Origin of the sequence: Streptomyces resistomycificus, assembly GCF_001514265.1 — a bacterium.
Lineage (GTDB): Bacteria > Actinomycetota > Actinomycetes > Streptomycetales > Streptomycetaceae > Streptomyces > Streptomyces resistomycificus.
Map to the genome: position 1 here is coordinate 551,605 of NZ_KQ948991.1, position 17,151 is coordinate 568,755.

The window sequence follows — 17,151 nt, forward strand, 5'->3', positions numbered from 1 at the left end:
CGGCGTATTCCTAGGCACGTACGGCAGGATGTGCGGCATGCCCAGTGCAGAATCGACGCCAGCGAGCGTCCACGAGCCGGACCCGGTGCGGCCGACCAAGGACGACGAGATCGCCAGAAGCGGCAGTGAGCTGATCGGTGGTCCCATCGGCCGGCGTGCCCTGCTCGGCTCGTCGTGGTGGAGTCCGGTCCGGATCATCGCTCTAGTGGCGATCGGCGTGTTCGCCCTCGGCCTGGTCCAGAAGGCGCCCTGTTACAACGGCGCCTGGTTCTTCGGCGCCAGCTCGCAGTACACGCACGCGTGCTACTCGGACATCCCGCACCTGTACCAGGGGCGCGGTTTCGCCGACGGCCTCGTGCCCTACTTCGACAAGCTCCCCGGCGACATGCAGTACCTCGAGTACCCGGTGCTGACCGGTGTGTTCATGGAGGTCGCCAGCTGGCTCACCCCCGGCAGCGGCAGCATCCAGGACCAGGAACAGTGGTACTGGATGGTCAACGCCGGGATGCTGATGGTGTGTGCCGCGGTCATCGCCGCCTGCGTGACCCGGACACACGCCCGCCGGCCCTGGGACGGCCTGCTGGTCGCTCTGGCGCCCGCCGCCGCGCTGACCGCCACCATCAACTGGGACCTGCTGGCGGTCGCTCTGACGGCCGCCGCGATGCTGATGTGGTCTCGGGGCCGCGCCCTGGCCTTCGGCGTCCTGCTGGGGCTCGCCACGGCCGCCAAGCTCTATCCCTTCCTGCTCCTCGGGCCGTTGCTTCTGTTGTGCTGGCGTGCGGGCAGGTGGCGGGAGTACGGGACGGCTCTGGCGGGCGCGATCGTCGCGTGGCTGGTCGTGAACCTGCCGGTGATGCTGTTCGCCTTCGAAGGCTGGTCGAAGTTCTACACGTTCAGCCAGGAGCGGGGCGTCGACTTCGGCTCCTTCTGGCTGATCTGGTCGCAGAACTCCAGCGACCCGCCCAGCACCGAGACCGTCAACACGATGGCCACGCTGTTGATGCTGCTGAGCTGCGCCGGCATCGCGGCCCTCACGCTGACCGCCCCGCGCCGTCCGCGCTTCGCCCAGCTCGCCTTCCTGATCGTCGCGGCGTTCATCCTCACCAACAAGGTCTACTCGCCGCAGTACGTCCTCTGGCTGGTGCCGCTGGCCGCACTGGCCCGGCCCAAGTGGCGGGACTTCCTGATCTGGCAGGCCTGCGAGGTGGCGTACTTCCTGGGCATCTGGATGTACCTCGCGTACACGACCAGCGGCGACGCCCACAAGGGTCTGCCGACGGATGGTTACCACTGGGCCATCGCCCTGCACCTGCTGGGCACGCTGTACCTGTGCGTGGTCGTCGTACGCGACATCGTCATGCCGGAGCGGGACGTGGTGCGCCGGGCCGGGGACGACGACCCGTCAGGGGGCGTGCTCGACGGAGCGGAGGACGTCTTCGTCCTCGGCCCGGCCGCCCATCCACCGCGTCACGCCGCCCACTTCGAGGGACCTCAGGTGGAGTGGGGCACTGTGTCCTCAGCGGAGCCTTCCGGAGGCAGCGCAAGCAGTTCGCTCTGAGCGAACGCAACGTGGCGCGACCACGCAAAAGGCCGTACACGGCGTTCCGTGTACGGCCTTTCGGCTGCTCTGCTGCGCTCGGCGGACGGTGAGGGCCGGTCCTCAGCGGTCGAAGATGCGGTCGAACTGGGTGGTGGTGTGCCGCAGGTGGGCCACCAGTTCCTCACCGACCTTCGGCTCCGGGGCGTCGGACGGCACGAACAGGATCGAGACCTGCATGTGCGGCGGCTCGGCGAACCAGCGCTGCTTGCCGCCCCAGACGAAAGGAGAAAGGTTCCGGTTGACCGTGGCGAGGCCGGCCCGGGCGACGCCCTTGGCGCGCGGCATGACGCCGTGCAGCGCCTTGGGGGCCTCCAGGCCCACTCCGTGCGACGTACCGCCCGCCACGACCACCAGGTAGCCGTCCGAGGCCGCCTTCTGTTGCCGGTAGCCGAAGCGGTCCCCCTTGGTGACTCGCGTGACGTCCAGGACCGCCCCGCGGTACTCGGTCGCGTCGTGGTCCCCGAGCCACAGCCGCGTGCCGATGCGGGCCCGGAACCGGGTCTGCGGGAACTGCTGCTGCAGCCGCGCCAGGTCCTCGGCCTTGAGGTGACTGACGAACATCGTGTGCAGCGGCAGCCGGGCCGCGCGCAGCCGGTCCATCCAGCCGATGACCTCCTCGACGGCGTCCGAGCCGTCGGTGCGGTCCAGCGGCAGATGGATCGCGAAGCCCTCGAGGCGGACGTTCTCTATGGCGGCGTGCAGCTGTGGCAGGTCCTGCTCGCTGATGCCGTGCCGCTTCATCGAGGACATCACCTCGATGACCACGCGGGCGCCCACAAGGCCGTACACCCCGTCGATCGACGACACCGACCGGATGACCCGGTCGGGCAGCGGGACGGGCTCCTCGCCGCGCCGGTAGGGCGTCAGCACCAGCAGGTCACCGCCGAACCAGTCCTTGATCCGGGCGGCCTCGTACGTCGTGCCGACGGCGAGGACGTCCGAGCCCAGGCGCGTGGCCTCCTCCGCCAGCCGCTCGTGCCCGAAGCCGTAGCCGTTGCCCTTGCAGACCGGGACGAGCCCGGGGAACTGCTCCTGCACGTGCTTGTGGTGCGCCCGCCAGCGCGCGGTGTCGACGTAGAGCGTGAGCGCCATGGCCGGACCTGGAACCTTTCTGGTGGCTGCGGTGTATCAGAGGTATGGGAGCTATTGAAGCGAAGAACGCGACGTCAGCGACGCGACATGTAGATGTCGAGCGCCTTGTGGAGCAGCTTGTTCAGCGGGAAGTCCCACTCGCCGAGGTACTCGGCGGCCTGGCCACCCGTGCCCACCTTGAACTGGATCAGGCCGAAGAGGTGGTCCGTCTCGTCCAGCGAGTCGGAGATGCCCCGCAGGTCGTAGACCGTTCCGCCGAGGGCGTATGCGTCGCGGAGCATCCGCCACTGCATCGCGTTCGAGGGCCGGACCTCACGGCCGATGTTGTCGGAGGCGCCGTAGGAGTACCAGACGTGTCCCCCGACGATCAGCATCGTCGCCGCCGACAGGTTCACGCCGTCATGCCGGGCGAAGTACAGCCGCATGCGGTTGGGGTCCTCGGTGTTGAGAGCCGTCCACATGCGCTGGAAGTACGACAGCGGCCGGGGCCGGAAGTGGTCGCGCACCGCCGTGATCTCGTACAGGCGCTGCCATTCCTCGAGGTCCTGGTAGCCGCCCTGGACGACCTCGACACCGGCCTTCTCGGCCTTCTTGATGTTGCGGCGCCACAGCTGGTTGAAGTTCTTGTGGACCTCTTCCAGAGAGCGGTTGGCCAGCGGCACCTGGAAGACGTAACGGGGCTGCACGTCGCCGAAGCCGGCGCCCCCGTCCTCACCCTGCTGCCAGCCCATGCGGCGCAGCTTGTCGGCGACCTCGAAGGCACGGGGCTCGATGAAGTCGGCCTCGATGTCGCGCAGCCGCTTCACGTCCGGGTTCTGGATGCCCTGTTTGATGGAGGTCGCTTCCCAGCGCCGGATGATCACCGGCGGGCCCATCTTCACGGAGAAGGCGCCCTGGTGCTTGAGGTGCGCGAGCATCGGTTCAAGCCACTCGGTCAGATTCGGCGCGAACCAGTTGATGACCGGGCCCTCGGGCAAATAGGCGAGATAGCGCTTGATCTTGGGCAGCTGACGGTAGAGGACGAGCCCCGCGCCGACGAGTTCGCCGGTGCGGTCGTCGAACCAGCCGAGGCTCTCGGAGCGCCACTCCGCCTTGACATCGGCCCAGGCCGGAACCTGCATGTGGCTCGCCGAGGGCAGGCTCTGGATGTATGCCAGATGCTGCTCGCGGCTGATCGTCCTCAGGGTCAGGCTCATTCGGGGCGCTCCTCGGGCTGGTGTGTCCCCATGGGTACAGGGGCTCCGGCTCTCGCGCCGAAGCCTACTGCGCCTTTCGAGCGCCCCGACTGGGCATACGCACCTTCGCCCCGGCCTGTGGGCCGCCGAGGCGTTCCGCTGTGCGTTGTGAGGGGTTCAGTGGGGTGTGATCGTGGCGTCAGAAGACCCCGCCGAAGAGACCACCGTGCGCCATGCCGAGGAAGAAGCCGATTCCGGAGGCGCCCAGGCCGAGGATCAGCCCGAAGCGCTCACGGGTCGTCTCCGAGACCCACTGCCCGTACGCCCCGGTGAGGATCCCCACCAGGCCGGTCCAGGAGCTGAGCAGATGCAGGCTGTGGAACATCGCCGTGACGAACGACGTGATGCCCAGCACCAGCGTCACCGCGAGCAGCGTGTCCTGGAGGGGATGGGGCTTGCCGTCCGTGGCGAAAAGGCCTCCGGCGGTGTTGGGTCGCAATGCCTGTGCCATAGGGCACCTCCTGCGGAAGACGGCGCATCGTAGCGCCATGCACACCCGATGTGTACAGACTGACGGTCATCGGGGCCGGATTTCAACCGGAAGCCGCAGTGCGGGTACTCTGTACCGTCTGCACCGGTGTCTGCCCACGTCACGACAGGGACTCCCCTTGGGGAACCCCGATTGTCAGTGGCGGCCGATACCGTGGCGTACGCATAACAACCCTCCTGCCACGGAACGACCGTGGCCGCTGAGTCCAAAGGAGGTGGGTTCTACATGCGTCACTACGAGGTGATGGTCATCCTCGACCCCGATCTGGAGGAGCGCGCTGTCGCCCCTCTGATCGAGAACTTCCTCTCCGTCGTCCGTGAGGGCAACGGAAAGGTCGAGAAGGTCGACACCTGGGGCCGTCGTCGTCTCTCGTACGAGATCAAGAAGAAGCCTGAGGGCATCTACTCGGTCATCGATCTGCAGGCCGAGCCTGCGATCGTCAAGGAGCTCGACCGCCAGATGAACCTGAACGAGTCGGTCCTCCGGACCAAGGTCCTCCGCCCCGAGACCCACTGAGCTTTCCCGCTCAGCTGATCTCGGGATTCGAGTAGCAGCACCAAGCAGCCAGCAGCAAACCCGCCGAGAGGTTCCCCCATGGCAGGCGAGACCGTCATCACGGTCGTCGGCAATCTTGTCGACGACCCCGAGCTGCGCTTCACCCCGTCCGGTGCGGCGGTCGCGAAGTTCCGTGTCGCGTCCACCCCCCGCACCTTCGACCGTCAGACGAACGAGTGGAAGGACGGCGAGAGCCTGTTCCTGACCTGCTCGGTCTGGCGTCAGGCGGCTGAGAACGTCGCCGAGTCGCTCCAGCGAGGCATGCGCGTCATCGTGCAGGGCCGGCTGAAGCAGCGGTCCTACGAGGACCGTGAGGGCGTCAAGCGCACGGTCTACGAGCTGGACGTCGAGGAAGTCGGCGCCAGCCTGCGCAATGCCACGGCCAAGGTCACCAAGACCGCCGGCCGCGGTGGCCAGGGTGGTTACAGCGGCGGCGGCGGTGCCGGTGGCGGCCAGGGTGGCGGCGGCTGGGGTGGAAACTCCGGCGGCGGCCAGCAGGGCGGCGGCGCGGCTCCCGCGGACGACCCGTGGGCGACCAGCGCTCCCGCTGGCGGCAACCAGGGCGCCGGCGGTGGCGGCGGCTGGGGTGGAAACTCCGGCGGCGGATCCGGCGGCGGCTACTCGGACGAGCCCCCCTTCTAGGCCTTCGAGCCGAGGGTGGGGCGTACCCCAACTTCTTGATCACACAGGAGATACACCATGGCGAAGCCGCCTGTGCGCAAGCCTAAGAAGAAGGTCTGCGCTTTCTGCAAGGACAAGGTCACGTACGTGGACTACAAGGACACGAACATGCTGCGGAAGTTCATTTCCGACCGCGGCAAGATCCGTGCCCGCCGCGTGACCGGCAACTGCACGCAGCACCAGCGTGACGTCGCCACGGCCGTGAAGAACAGCCGTGAGATGGCGCTGCTGCCCTACACCTCCACTGCGCGATAAGGGAAGGGTGACCGAAACATGAAGATCATCCTGACCCACGAGGTCTCTGGCCTCGGTGCCGCGGGCGACGTCGTCGACGTCAAGGACGGTTACGCTCGCAACTACCTGATCCCGCGGAAGTTCGCAATCCGCTGGACCAAGGGTGGCGAGAAGGACGTCGAGCAGATCCGTCGTGCTCGCAAGATCCACGAGATCCAGACCATCGAGCAGGCCAACGTGGTGAAGGCCCAGCTCGAGGGTGTCAAGGTTCGTCTGGCCGTTCGCTCCGGCGACGCCGGTCGTCTCTTCGGCTCCGTCACCCCGGCCGACATCGCTTCCGCGATCAAGGCTTCCGGTGGCCCCGAGGTCGACAAGCGCCGCATCGAGCTGGGCTCGCCGATCAAGACGCTGGGCGCTCACGAGACGTCCGTGCGTCTGCACCCCGAGGTTGCCGCCAAGGTCAACATCGAGGTCGTCGCGGCCTGATTGCCGCACTCGGCTGCACTGCTGAGAGAAGGGGCCGCACCCGGCTGGGTGCGGCCCCTTCCCCATGCTGGAGACTCCGAAGGGGAGACCACGTTTCACGTGAAACGCCGGTTTCACGTGAAACCGTCAGCGCGTCGCTCCGGTCACCAGCCAGCGCCCAGAGCGGGTGCGTAGCCACAGCGTCAGCATTCGCACGGTCATCATCAGCGTCATGGCTCCCCACAGGGCAGTGAGTCCGCCGCCGAGTGCGGGAACCAGGAAGGCGGCCGGGATGAACACCAGCAGGGTGACCACCATCGCCCATGCCAGGTACGGCCCGTCACCGGCGCCCATCAGGACGCCGTCCAGGACGAAGACGACTCCACAGATCGGCTGGGAAAGGGCGACGATCAACAGAGCGGGCAGGGCCGCGTCCTTCACCACGGGGTCGCCGGTGAACAGCGGCAGGAACACAGGGCGGCTGATCACCACCAGGACGCCGAGCACGCAGCCCACCGCTACGCCCCACTGCACCATGCGGCGGCAGACATTGCGGGCGCCTTCAGGGTCGTCGGCGCCGAGATAGCGGCCGATGATGGCCTGTCCGGCGATGGCGATGGCGTCCAGCGCGAAGGCGAGCAGACTCCACAGCGACAGGATGATCTGGTGAGCCGCGATGTCGGCGTCGCCGAGACGGGCCGCCACGGCAGTGGCGATCATCAGGATCGCCCGGAGCGAGAGGGTGCGGACCAGGAGAGGGACGCCGGCCTGTGCGGAGGCGCGAATCCCGGCGGCGTCGGGGCGCAGTGAGGCGCCGTGCCGACGGGCGCCGCGGACGACCACCACCAGATAGGCCGCGGCCATGCCGCACTGGGCGATGACTGTGCCCCAGGCTGAGCCGGCGATGCCCAGGCCGGCGCCATAGACAAGGCCTACGTTGAGAGCACCGTTGGCAATGAAGCCGGCGATGGCGACATACAGAGGGGTCTTGGTGTCCTGCAGTCCGCGCAGGACGCCGGTGGCGGCAAGCACGACGAGCATGGCAGGGATGCCCAGAGCCGAGATCCGTAGGTACGTGATGGCGTACGGCGCGGCGGTGTCCGACGCGCCGAAGAGTTCCACGACGGTCGGCGCTGTGGGCAGGACGACGGCGATGACGGCGGCGCCGAGCAGCAGTGCCAGCCAAATGCCGTCCATGCCCTGGCGGATGGCAGCTTGGAGATCGTTCGCGCCAACACGCCGGGCGACAGCCGCTGTGGTGGCGTAGGCCAGGAAGACGAAGACGCTGACGGCCGTCATGAGGAGCGCGGAGGCGACGCCGAGACCCGCGAGCTGAGCAGTGCCGAGGTGGCCCACGATCGCGCTGTCGGCCATGACGAAGAGGGGCTCGGCGACGAGTGCGCCGAAGGCCGGGACGGCCAGCGCGACGATCTCTCGGTCGTGCCGGCGCCGGATGGCCCGGAGGGTCGCGGGAGCCTGTGTCATGAGCACCAATCTAATCATCCACAGGTAAGAGATGCAATTGCCTAATGACCCTTACTTCGAGTCTGGTGGTGCGCACGCGTGTGCCCCAGTCGATGTGATCTTGGTCCGACAGGGAAAGTTTTTCTTCTGCACAGCCGGTGGACGGGAAACATGCAGGTCAAGGTGACTGTCACAGGTCAGGGTCCGGCTTGTTCACAGGGCTGTCCACCGGGTCGTGCACAGGTTTTGCCGAGTTCTCCACAGCATCCGGGCCGTCGTCCACATGGCCTGTGGATAACCAGATTGGCTGACGGTGCCTGCGGGCCTACCGTGGACCGGCGCCCGCTCCGTCCGTCGGCCTGGAAACCATCCCAAATCCGACGCACCAGAACCGGAGTTGGGCGTCTCATTTGTCAGTGGCGTGCCGTAGAAAAGAGGGGCACGCGAGGTCCGCTCCGCGGACGGGAGGAGGTGGCTCGGTGAGTATTTCCGAGCCCTTGGACGACCCCTGGGCCGACAGCGGTCCCAGTGATCGTCTGCCCTCCCGCAGACGCGGTGAAGGAGCGAGGGGCCGCGACGAACAGCACGACAGGGGCAGGGAGAACGGATCCTGGGAGTCCGGCGGTTCCTCCTTCGAGCGCGTCCCGCCGCAGGATCTCGACGCCGAGCAGTCGGTGCTGGGCGGCATGCTTCTGTCCAAGGACGCCATCGCCGATGTCGTCGAGGTGCTCAAGGGCCACGACTTCTACAAGCCCGCGCACGAGACGATCTACCAGGCGATCCTCGACGTCTATGCCAAGGGCGAGCCGGCCGACCCCATCACGATCGCCGCCGAGCTCACCAAGCGCGGCGAGATCAACAAGGTCGGCGGGGCGTCGTACCTCCACACCCTCGTCCAGACAGTGCCGACGGCGGCGAACGCCGAGTACTACGCGGAGATCGTCCACGAGCGGGCGGTCCTGCGTCGGCTGGTCGAGGCGGGTACCCGCATCACACAGATGGGATACGCGGCCGACGACGACGTCGACGAGATCGTCAACCGTGCCCAGGCAGAGATCTACGCGGTCACCGAGCAGCGCACCAGTGAGGACTACCTGCCCCTCGGCGACATCATGGAGGGCGCGCTCGATGAGATCGAGGCGATCGGCTCGCGCAGCGGCGAGATGACCGGTGTACCCACCGGCTTCACCGACCTCGACTCGCTCACCAACGGCCTGCACCCGGGACAGATGATCGTCATCGCGGCCCGTCCCGCCATGGGTAAGTCCACACTCGCGCTGGACTTCGCCCGCGCCGCATCGATCAAGAACAACCTGGCCAGCGTCATCTTCTCCCTCGAAATGGGCCGCAACGAGATCGCCATGCGCCTGTTGTCGGCCGAGGCGCGAGTCGCCCTGCACCACATGCGCTCCGGCACGATGACGGACGACGACTGGACGCGTCTGGCGCGCCGGATGCCCGAGGTCTCGTCCGCGCCGCTCTACATCGACGACTCGCCGAACCTGTCGATGATGGAGATCCGCGCGAAGTGCAGGCGACTGAAGCAGCGCAACGACATCAAGCTTGTGATCATCGACTACCTGCAGCTGATGCAGGCCGGTGGTTCGAAACGCTCCGAGAGCCGCCAGCAGGAGGTCTCGGACATGTCCCGTAACCTCAAGCTTCTGGCCAAGGAGCTGGAGGTCCCGGTGATCGCGCTCTCGCAGCTCAACCGTGGTCCCGAGCAGCGTACGGACAAGAAGCCGATGGTGTCCGACCTGCGTGAGTCCGGCTCCATCGAGCAGGACGCGGACATGGTGATCCTGCTGCACCGGGAGGACGCCTACGAGAAGGAGTCGCCGCGCGCGGGCGAGGCGGACATCATCGTGGGCAAGCACCGTAACGGGCCGACGGCGACCATCACGGTCGCCTTCCAGGGCCACTACTCGCGCTTCGTGGACATGGCCCAGACCTGACGTCGGCGCGGACCAAATGAGGTCGACGTCCGAGCGCCCCGCGGGATGGACTGGGGCCATGACGACACCTCAGGAAGAGTTGCTGCCCGGGACACGCCGGGCGCTGTTGCACCGCATCGCCGTGGCCCAGGCGGAAGGACGTGCGCCTTCGCTGGTCGCCGCGGTCGTACGGGGTGGCCATGCCGTCTGGCACGGTTCGCGAACCTCGGTGGAGGGCCACGGTCCCGACGAGAACGTGCAGTACCGGATCGGTTCGATCACCAAGACCTTCACCGCCGTTCTCGTGCTGCGCCTGCGTGACGAGGGGGCGATCGACCTGGGCGACCCGCTGGAGAAGCACGTCCCGGGCACCGGAGCGGGCGAGGCGACCATCGCAGAGCTGCTCGCGCACACGAGCGGGCTGGCGGCCGAGTCGCCCGCCCCCTGGTGGGAGCGCACTCCGGGATCTCTGCGTCCGGAACTCGCCGATGTACTGGGGGAGCAGCCCATCCGTCATCCGGCCGGCCGTCGCTTTCACTACTCCAATCCCGGATACAGCGTTCTGGGCGCGCTCGTGGAGAAGCTGCGCGGGGCTCCGTGGGAGGAGGTGCTCCGGCGGGAGGTGTTGGAGCCTTTGGGCCTGGACCGTACGAGTGCACAGCCGCAGGCTCCTCATGCGGGCGGCTGGGCGGTGCATCCATGGGCCGACGTGATGCTGCCCGAACCCACCGAGGACCTCGGCCTGATGGCCGCGGCGGGCCAACTGTGGTCCACCACGGGCGACTTGGCGAGGTTCGCCGCCTTCCTGGCGAAGGGTGACGCCCGGGTGCTGAGCGCCGAGAGTGTGCGTGAGATGCGGACACCCGCGGCGCCGGCCGAGCCCGCGGATGTCGTGGACGGCGCCACTTACGGTCTCGGTCTCCAGATTCAGCACCGCGACGGGCGGCTGCTCGTAGGCCATTCGGGGTCTCTGCCGGGCTTCCTGGCGAACCTCACGATCAGCGTGGTGGACGATGTCGCGGCCGTGGTGCTGGCCAACTGCACCTCCGGCCCGATGCTCTCGGCTCTGGGTGCCGATCTTGTCCGGATCGTCGCCGAGGCGGAGCCGCGCCTTCCCGAGCCGTGGCGCCCCTTGCGCGAAGTGGACGCCTCGGTCCTCGAGTCGGCGGGTCAGTGGTACTGGGGAACGCATGCCTTCGCTCTGCGGCTGACGGCCGACGGCCTTGTCTCGCTGGGGCCCCTCTCGGGCAACGGCCGGCGTTCACGGTTCCGGGACAACGGTGACGGAACCTGGACCGGCCTGGAGGGGTACTACGCCGGAGAGCTCCTCAAGGCCGTACGGCGGCCCGACGGATCCGTGGGCCATCTCGACCTCGGGTCGTTCGTCTTCACACGTCAGCCGTACGAGCAGGGGGCTTCCCTGCCCGGTGGGGTGGATCCCGAGGGGTGGCGAGGCATCAGTTAGACGCGCTCACACAGAAGCGGCCTGTTTCACGTGAAACAGGCCGCTTCTGTGTGTCAGTCGGCGCGAGGCGCTCTCCTCGGCGTGCAGTCACAACTGGAGCTTGAAGCCCACATGTGAGGCCGTGAAGCCGAGCCGTTCGTAGAAGCGATGAGCGTCCGTGCGGGTGTTGTCCGACGTCAGCTGGACCAACTGGCAGTTCTGACCGCGGGATTCCTCGATGGCCCACTCGATGAGTCGCGTCCCCAGGCCGCTGCCTCGTTCGTCGGCGTGGATGCGGACGCCTTCCACGATCGATCTGGCAGAGCCGCGTCGGGACAGTCCCGGAATGACCGTGAGCTGGAGCGTGCCGACGACGCGGTCATCACGGACGGCGACCACCAGATGCTGGTTGGGGTCGGCAGTGAGGCGTTGCAGCGCAGCCAGGTAGGGGCTCAGGTCATCCGGGGACTCCCGCTGGGCGCCCAGGGGGTCGTCGGCGAGCATGGCGACGATCGCCGAAAGGTCGGCTGCCGCGGCGGGCCGTATCTCAAGATCTCCCATGGCCGCACTCTAGACACCTTGGCTCCAGTGCCCCTCAGTCCAGTGGGCACACAGGGAATAGGGCGACATCGAGATAGCGGGCGTTTGCATATATGGAGCGTGTGCAACTAATCTGGCGCCTTACGCGCTCCTGCAACCGTCTGGGAAGGTGTCATCCCCATGCCGCTCGCGCTTCTCGCTCTCGCGATCGGGGCCTTCGGAATCGGGACAACCGAGTTCGTGATCATGGGCCTGTTGCCCGAGGTCGCGGACGACTTCGGGGTTTCCATCCCCACCGCCGGCTTCCTGGTCACGGGCTACGCGCTCGGTGTCATGTTCGGCGCCCCGTTGATGACCGTGCTCGGCACCAAGGTCTCCCGCAAACGGATGCTGATGCTGCTGATGGGCCTGTTCATTGCCGGCAATCTCCTGTCGGCGCTCGCACCCGCCTTCGCCGTCATGCTGATCGGCCGGGTGGTCGCCTCACTCGCGCACGGGGCCTTTTTCGGTATCGGCTCGGTAGTGGCGGCCGACCTGGTCGCGCCGGACAAGAAGGCCGGAGCCATCGCGATGATGTTCACCGGCCTGACCGTCGCCAACGTCGTCGGAGTCCCGCTGGGCACACTCGTCGGGCAGTCCGTCGGCTGGCGTGTCACCTTCGGGATCGTCGCGTTCCTGGGGGTGATCGGCCTGCTGGGCATCGCCAGGCTCGTCCCCGACATGCCCCGGGCGGAAGGAGTGAGCCTGCGCCGTGAACTGGCCGCCTTCAAGAACGCACAGGTCCTTCTCGCGATGGCGATGACCGTGCTCGGTTTCGGTGGCGTCTTCGCGGCCATCACCTACATCGCGCCGATGATGACCCACGTCACCGGCTTCGCCGACGGCTCGGTCACCTGGCTGCTGGTCCTCTTCGGGCTCGGCATGGTCGTCGGCAACCTGTTGGGAGGCAGGTACGCCGACCGCGCCCTGATGCCCCTTCTGTACGTCTCTCTGGGCGCCCTCGCTGTCGTACTCGCCCTCTTCACGCTCACCGCGCACAACAAGCTTCTGGCGGCCGTCACGATCGTCCTGATCGGCGCTCTGGGCTTCGCCAGCGTTCCGCCGCTGCAGAAGCGTGTCCTCGACCAGGCTCACGGCGCCCCCACCCTGGCCTCGGCCGTGAACATCGGCGCCTTCAACCTCGGCAACGCGCTCTCCGCGTGGCTCGGCGGCCTCGTCATCTCGGCCGGCCTCGGCTACACCGCCCCCAACTGGGTCGGCGCGGCCCTCGCGGCGGCCGCGCTGCTGCTCGCCCTCTTGTCGGCCGCTCTGGAACGTCGTGGCGGCACGACGAGCACAGTGGTCGCGGAAGCAGTTCCGGCAGACCGGCGGACCGCCGTCCCTCACTGACTCGTACAACTGCCGCCGCCCCCCCGAGTCGTACGCGGCGACGCCGGTTCCCAGGAGATTCCGGGTACCGGCGTCGCCGTATCCGCGCCAGGAGGGGCCGGGCCTCAGCCCGCCGCCACCGTGAGCGGGGCGAACCGTTGGCTCCAGTCCCCGGGCAGCTCCGCGGCTCCGTACGTCATGACGGTGTTGAAGGCGATGGAGGCCAGGCCCCGCTCCTTCGCCCAGGCCAGCAGTTCCTCGTGCCGTACGTCGATGTCGGTCCGCAGCGGGCGGCCGGTATGGGCGGCGAGGGAGGCGATCAGCGCCTTCGCCGTCCGGGTGTCACGGGCGATCAGCGGACCGACGACATGGGTGTCCATGTTGGGCCAGGCTGCCGCGTAGCCGACGATCCGGCCGTTCTCCTCGGCGACGCGCAACTGGTCGGCGAAGGCGGGCAGTCGGGTGATGAGGTGCGTGCGATCCGTGCCGAAGACCTTCTCGTCGAGCTTGAGGATGCCGGTGAGGTCCTCGGCGGTGGCGGCGCGGGTCGCGACCTCGGGCGACGGCCCGCCCGGTGTGAAGCGTCCGCTGAGCATCTCGGCTCGGCCGATGGCCTTGAAGCCGAGCTCTTCGTAGAGCGGGCGACCGTTCGGCGTCGCGTGCAGGGTGAGAGGTGTGGGTCCCATCGCCGAGAGGATGTGACGCATCAGTCGGCGCCCGATGCCCTGGCGGGCATGCCGCTCGGCGACCAGCACCATGCCGATGGCCCCGAGATCGGGGCGGTCCTGTGGCCCGTACTCGGTCACCACGCAGGCGGCGACGAGTCCGCCGCCGGGGTCGTCGATGCCGTGTCCCTTCCCGGCCGCGAGGAGAAGACCCCACTTGTGCTCCTCGCGTGGCCACCCCCGGCCCTCGGACAAGTCGGCGCAGGCGGTGAGGTCGCGAAGCGTCAGACGACGGATGGGCAGAGCGCTGGGAGAAGGAGTCGGCACGCAGGTCAGGCTGTCTGATCGGCACCCTCGACGTCCACCTGTTTCCGAGGGGACGTACGAGCTTTTGGCCATGTCGTAGCCAACTGCACAGCTTGCCGACAAGCGCTGCGTGTTTCACGTGAAACATTGGCGAATGCTGATCGTCTGATGGCGCCACCGAATGCCGGACGAAAGCCGAACAAGCCCGCCCCGCTAGCCTCGGCGGTATGGCCAGACTCCATCTCTTCGACCTCGACGGCACGTTGCTGCATGGGAGCACCGCGCCCGTGGAGATATCCCGGCAGCTCGGGCTGGAAGCCGAAGCCGTGGCGCTCGACCAGGCGATCGGGGCGGGCCTGATAGGGCCGCCCGAGTATGCGGCGGAGGTATACCGGCTCTGGGCGGAGCTCACCGAGGCTCATGTGGCGGTGGCCTTCGAATGCGCCCCGTGGCTGACGCGAATCCGCGAGGTCTGGGCGGAGATCAGGAAGGACGGGGACTATTGCGCGGTCGTGTCCCTCTCGCCCTCCTTCTTCGTGGAGCGGCTCATCGACTGGGGTGCCCATGCGGCGTACGGCTCTCGCTTTCCCGCGGTGCCGTTCACCGAGCCCATGGATCCGGCCGGGGTGCTCAGCGCCGCGGCGAAGGTACGCATCGCCGATCTACTGTGCGAACAGTTCGGGGTGGGACGCGACGACTGTGTGGCGTACGGGGATTCGCTGTCGGACAAGGACCTGTTCGGGGCGGTGCCGATCTCCGTCGCGGTCAATGCGGACAGTCATCTGTCAGGCATCTCGACGCACTCGTACATGGGCCGAGATCTGTGGGAAGCCTATGAATTGGTGCGCCACGCCCGGTAATTGAGGGAATTGATGGCTCGACCCTGGTGGCATTCGTGAAGGAGGAGGGGGGACTTGTGTGCGGAGCGGCGGCCGGTATGGTCGACTCCGGTTCGTGTCCGGGTGAGGAGTCCTCCGGTAGGCCCGAGCCGGCCGAGGACAGAGCAACGCAGCCTAACGGGACGGAGAGATCGAAGAACCGTATTTCGGTGTATGGCGCCGGGGCGTTCGTGCCGATGGGACGCTGCGATGGCAGTACTGCGGCCAATGTCACACTCTCGCCTTACTTGTCCGTAACGGGCAGGAACACGGGTTGAATGTGGCCGCATTGGCGGGGGCACCGGACAAGAGACCAAGCCGTCTGCGGGGGAAAGCAGGCACCTTCCGACCGAGGAAGTGCGCAGACCGACTGAAAGATGTTCGAGGCGAGGCACACCATGGACGCTCCGACCACCACGTCGGCCGACAACGGCACTTCCGGCGGCGGGAGCGGCTGGTTCACGCCGCGCAAGCAGCCGGACACGACGCCGGGCACGACACCGGGCACCGAACCGGCGACCGCTGACGGCCGCCGCCTGGCAGCGATGCGCCCGATGGGCAGGGGCGCGACCAGCACCGACACGGACTCGCCGACGCCGGGCGCCGCACAGCCCGCCGCCACGACCGACGGCGCGCCGCCGCCCACCGAGGCCCCGGGCCCCGCAGCCTCCACCGAGGAGCCGGACGATGTCTCGCCCACAGTGGCGACAGCCGACGCGGACCAGGGCAGCACGCCTCCCTACACGCCCCTGACAGCCGAGAACGACACACCTCTCAGCACAGCTCCCGAAGTGCCATCCGCCCCCCGGTCGGACCCGCCCCATGCCACCGCGACCGGCGCGCCCGCCGCGCTCCAAGGTCCCGAGGCAGCGTCCCCCATACCGGCCCCCGAAATGGAGCTCCCCGTCCCGGCCCCGATGCCAGTCTCCGGAATACCGCTCCCCGCCTCGGCCCCGCCCGGCCAAGCGCCGGCAGCCCAGGCCCCATCCGCCCGCGCCCCCTTTCTGACGCAAGCGGCACCGCTGGAAGGGCGGGTACCCGGGCAGCGCTCCACTCCGCAGCAGGACGCCTCAGACGCCTCCCCGGACGCTGTTCTCATCCGCCGGACCATGGCCGAGGTCGGCCCCGTGGCCGACAAGGTCACCTCGTACTTCTACGCGCTGCTCTTCGTGCGCCACCCCGATCTGCGATCGCTGTTCCCGGCCGCCATGGACACTCAGCGGGACCGGCTTCTCAAGGCCCTGCTCACCGCGGCCGAGCACATCGACAACACCGAAGTGCTAGTGGACTACCTCCAGAACCTCGGCCGCGGACACCGCAAGTACGGCACCCGGCCCGAGCACTACCCGGCTGTGGGTGAGTGCCTCATCGGAGCGCTGAGCAAGTACGCCGCCGGCATCTGGAATCCGGAGCTGGAGGCCGCCTGGGTGCGGGCGTACACCACGATCTCCCAGGTCATGATCGACGCTGCCGCGGCGGACGAGCTGCGTGCTCCCGCCTGGTGGTACGCGGAAGTCGTCTCGCACGACCAGAGAACGCAGGACGTCGCGGTCGTCACCGTCCGACCCGACCAGCCCTATCCCTTCCTGGCCGGTCAGTACACGAGTGTGGAGACACCCTGGTGGCCGCGGATCTGGCGGCATTACTCCTTCGCCTCGGCGCCTCGCCCCGACGGACTGCTGTCGTTCCACGTGAAGGCCGTTCCCGCGGGCTGGGTCTCCAACGCCCTGGTGCACCGCGCCCGGCCCGGCGACATCATCCGGCTCGGTCCGCCGGCCGGCTCGATGACCGTCGACCACACCACCGACAGCGGACTGCTCTGCCTGGGCGGCGGGACCGGCATAGCCCCGATCAAGGCTCTCGTCGAGGACGTCGCCGAGCATGGCGAACGGCGTACGGTCGAGGTGTTCTACGGCGCCCGTACCGACCACGACCTCTACGACATCGACACGATGCTCAGGCTCCAGCAGTCCCACCCGTGGCTCTCGGTCCGCGCGATCATCGACCAGCAGGCGCATCTGCAGCTCCCGGACGCCATACGCGAGTACGGGCCGTGGAACGAATACGACGCCTACCTCTCCGGTCCGCCCGGGATGATCCGCAGCGGGGTGGACACGCTCAGGGACATCGGCATGCCGTGGGAACGCATACGCCACGACTCGGTGGAGGAGCTCGTCGGCGCCGCCCAGTGATCCGGTGC

The 17,151-nt window shown here is 68.0% G+C and carries 16 protein-coding genes; 10 read left to right on the forward strand and 6 right to left on the reverse strand.

Annotation, left to right across the window (positions count from 1 at the left end; all coding sequences use genetic code 11):
• Nucleotides 1-28 precede the first annotated feature (28 nt).
• The gene (locus AQJ84_RS16950) at nt 29-1,558 is read left to right on the forward strand and encodes a glycosyltransferase family 87 protein (RefSeq protein ID WP_078632114.1); all 1,530 of its coding nucleotides are present in this window, start codon (nt 29-31) and stop codon (nt 1,556-1,558) included.
• Between the two features lie 102 nt (nt 1,559-1,660).
• On the opposite strand, the gene AQJ84_RS16955 is transcribed toward AQJ84_RS16950, so the two are convergent.
• From AQJ84_RS16955 to AQJ84_RS16965, 3 genes are all read right to left on the reverse strand, one after another.
• Entirely contained in the window at nt 1,661-2,692 is a 1,032-nt protein-coding gene (locus AQJ84_RS16955) for an alanine racemase (protein ID WP_030042242.1), read from the reverse strand.
• 74 nt (nt 2,693-2,766) lie between these two features.
• Nucleotides 2,767-3,888 carry a peptidoglycan bridge formation glycyltransferase FemX gene (gene femX / locus AQJ84_RS16960; RefSeq protein WP_030042243.1) on the reverse strand — a complete coding sequence of 374 codons (1,122 nt, stop codon included), beginning with the start codon at nt 3,886-3,888 and terminating at the stop codon, nt 2,767-2,769.
• 178 nt (nt 3,889-4,066) lie between these two features.
• Nucleotides 4,067-4,378, reverse strand: coding sequence for a hypothetical protein (locus AQJ84_RS16965; protein WP_030042244.1), 312 nt, complete (start codon nt 4,376-4,378; stop codon nt 4,067-4,069).
• A gap of 264 nt (nt 4,379-4,642) precedes the next feature.
• Between AQJ84_RS16965 and rpsF the strand changes: the two genes are divergently transcribed.
• The 4 genes from rpsF (at nt 4,643) to rplI (ending at nt 6,373) form a co-directional block, all read left to right on the forward strand.
• Nucleotides 4,643-4,933, forward strand: coding sequence for a 30S ribosomal protein S6 (gene rpsF, locus AQJ84_RS16970; RefSeq protein WP_010353482.1), 291 nt, complete (start codon nt 4,643-4,645; stop codon nt 4,931-4,933).
• Nucleotides 4,934-5,011: 78 nt separating this feature from the next.
• The gene (locus AQJ84_RS16975) at nt 5,012-5,614 is read left to right on the forward strand and encodes a single-stranded DNA-binding protein (protein ID WP_030042245.1); all 603 of its coding nucleotides are present in this window, start codon (nt 5,012-5,014) and stop codon (nt 5,612-5,614) included.
• A gap of 57 nt (nt 5,615-5,671) precedes the next feature.
• Nucleotides 5,672-5,908: a 30S ribosomal protein S18 gene (gene rpsR / locus AQJ84_RS16980; RefSeq protein WP_003949403.1), complete on the forward strand. Its 237-nt coding sequence runs from the start codon at nt 5,672-5,674 to the stop codon at nt 5,906-5,908.
• Between the two features lie 18 nt (nt 5,909-5,926).
• A complete protein-coding gene (gene rplI, locus AQJ84_RS16985; RefSeq protein WP_030042246.1) occupies nt 5,927-6,373 on the forward strand; it encodes a 50S ribosomal protein L9 in 447 nt (148 codons plus the stop codon).
• 126 nt (nt 6,374-6,499) lie between these two features.
• On the opposite strand, the gene AQJ84_RS16990 is transcribed toward rplI, so the two are convergent.
• On the reverse strand, nt 6,500-7,837 hold the full coding sequence (locus tag AQJ84_RS16990; RefSeq protein WP_053191947.1) for an MATE family efflux transporter: 1,338 nt from the start codon (nt 7,835-7,837) through the stop codon (nt 6,500-6,502).
• A gap of 458 nt (nt 7,838-8,295) precedes the next feature.
• Here AQJ84_RS16990 and dnaB point away from each other — a divergent pair, with 458 nt between their 5' ends.
• Nucleotides 8,296-9,771: a replicative DNA helicase gene (gene dnaB, locus AQJ84_RS16995; RefSeq protein ID WP_030042249.1), complete on the forward strand. Its 1,476-nt coding sequence runs from the start codon at nt 8,296-8,298 to the stop codon at nt 9,769-9,771.
• 58 nt (nt 9,772-9,829) lie between these two features.
• Complete coding sequence (locus AQJ84_RS17000) at nt 9,830-11,215, forward strand: serine hydrolase domain-containing protein (RefSeq protein ID WP_030042250.1); 1,386 nt, start codon at nt 9,830-9,832, stop codon at nt 11,213-11,215.
• 87 nt (nt 11,216-11,302) lie between these two features.
• Here AQJ84_RS17000 and AQJ84_RS17005 read toward each other — a convergent pair whose 3' ends face one another.
• Nucleotides 11,303-11,755 (reverse strand): GNAT family N-acetyltransferase, encoded by a 453-nt coding sequence (locus AQJ84_RS17005; RefSeq protein WP_030042251.1) that lies wholly within the window; start codon nt 11,753-11,755, stop codon nt 11,303-11,305.
• 159 nt (nt 11,756-11,914) lie between these two features.
• Between AQJ84_RS17005 and AQJ84_RS17010 the strand changes: the two genes are divergently transcribed.
• Nucleotides 11,915-13,123, forward strand: a complete 1,209-nt coding sequence (locus tag AQJ84_RS17010; protein WP_030042252.1) for an MFS transporter — start codon at nt 11,915-11,917, stop codon at nt 13,121-13,123.
• Between the two features lie 104 nt (nt 13,124-13,227).
• Here AQJ84_RS17010 and AQJ84_RS17015 read toward each other — a convergent pair whose 3' ends face one another.
• Entirely contained in the window at nt 13,228-14,094 is an 867-nt protein-coding gene (locus AQJ84_RS17015; protein ID WP_030042253.1) for a GNAT family N-acetyltransferase, read from the reverse strand.
• Between the two features lie 206 nt (nt 14,095-14,300).
• On the opposite strand from AQJ84_RS17015, the gene AQJ84_RS17020 reads away from it, so the two are divergent.
• Together AQJ84_RS17020 and AQJ84_RS40995 are read left to right on the forward strand one after the other, a co-directional pair.
• On the forward strand, nt 14,301-14,933 hold the full coding sequence (locus AQJ84_RS17020) for an HAD family hydrolase (RefSeq protein WP_030042254.1): 633 nt from the start codon (nt 14,301-14,303) through the stop codon (nt 14,931-14,933).
• A gap of 416 nt (nt 14,934-15,349) precedes the next feature.
• Nucleotides 15,350-17,143: a globin domain-containing protein gene (locus tag AQJ84_RS40995; protein WP_374935408.1), complete on the forward strand. Its 1,794-nt coding sequence runs from the start codon at nt 15,350-15,352 to the stop codon at nt 17,141-17,143.
• The last annotated feature ends 8 nt before the right edge of the window (nt 17,144-17,151 follow it).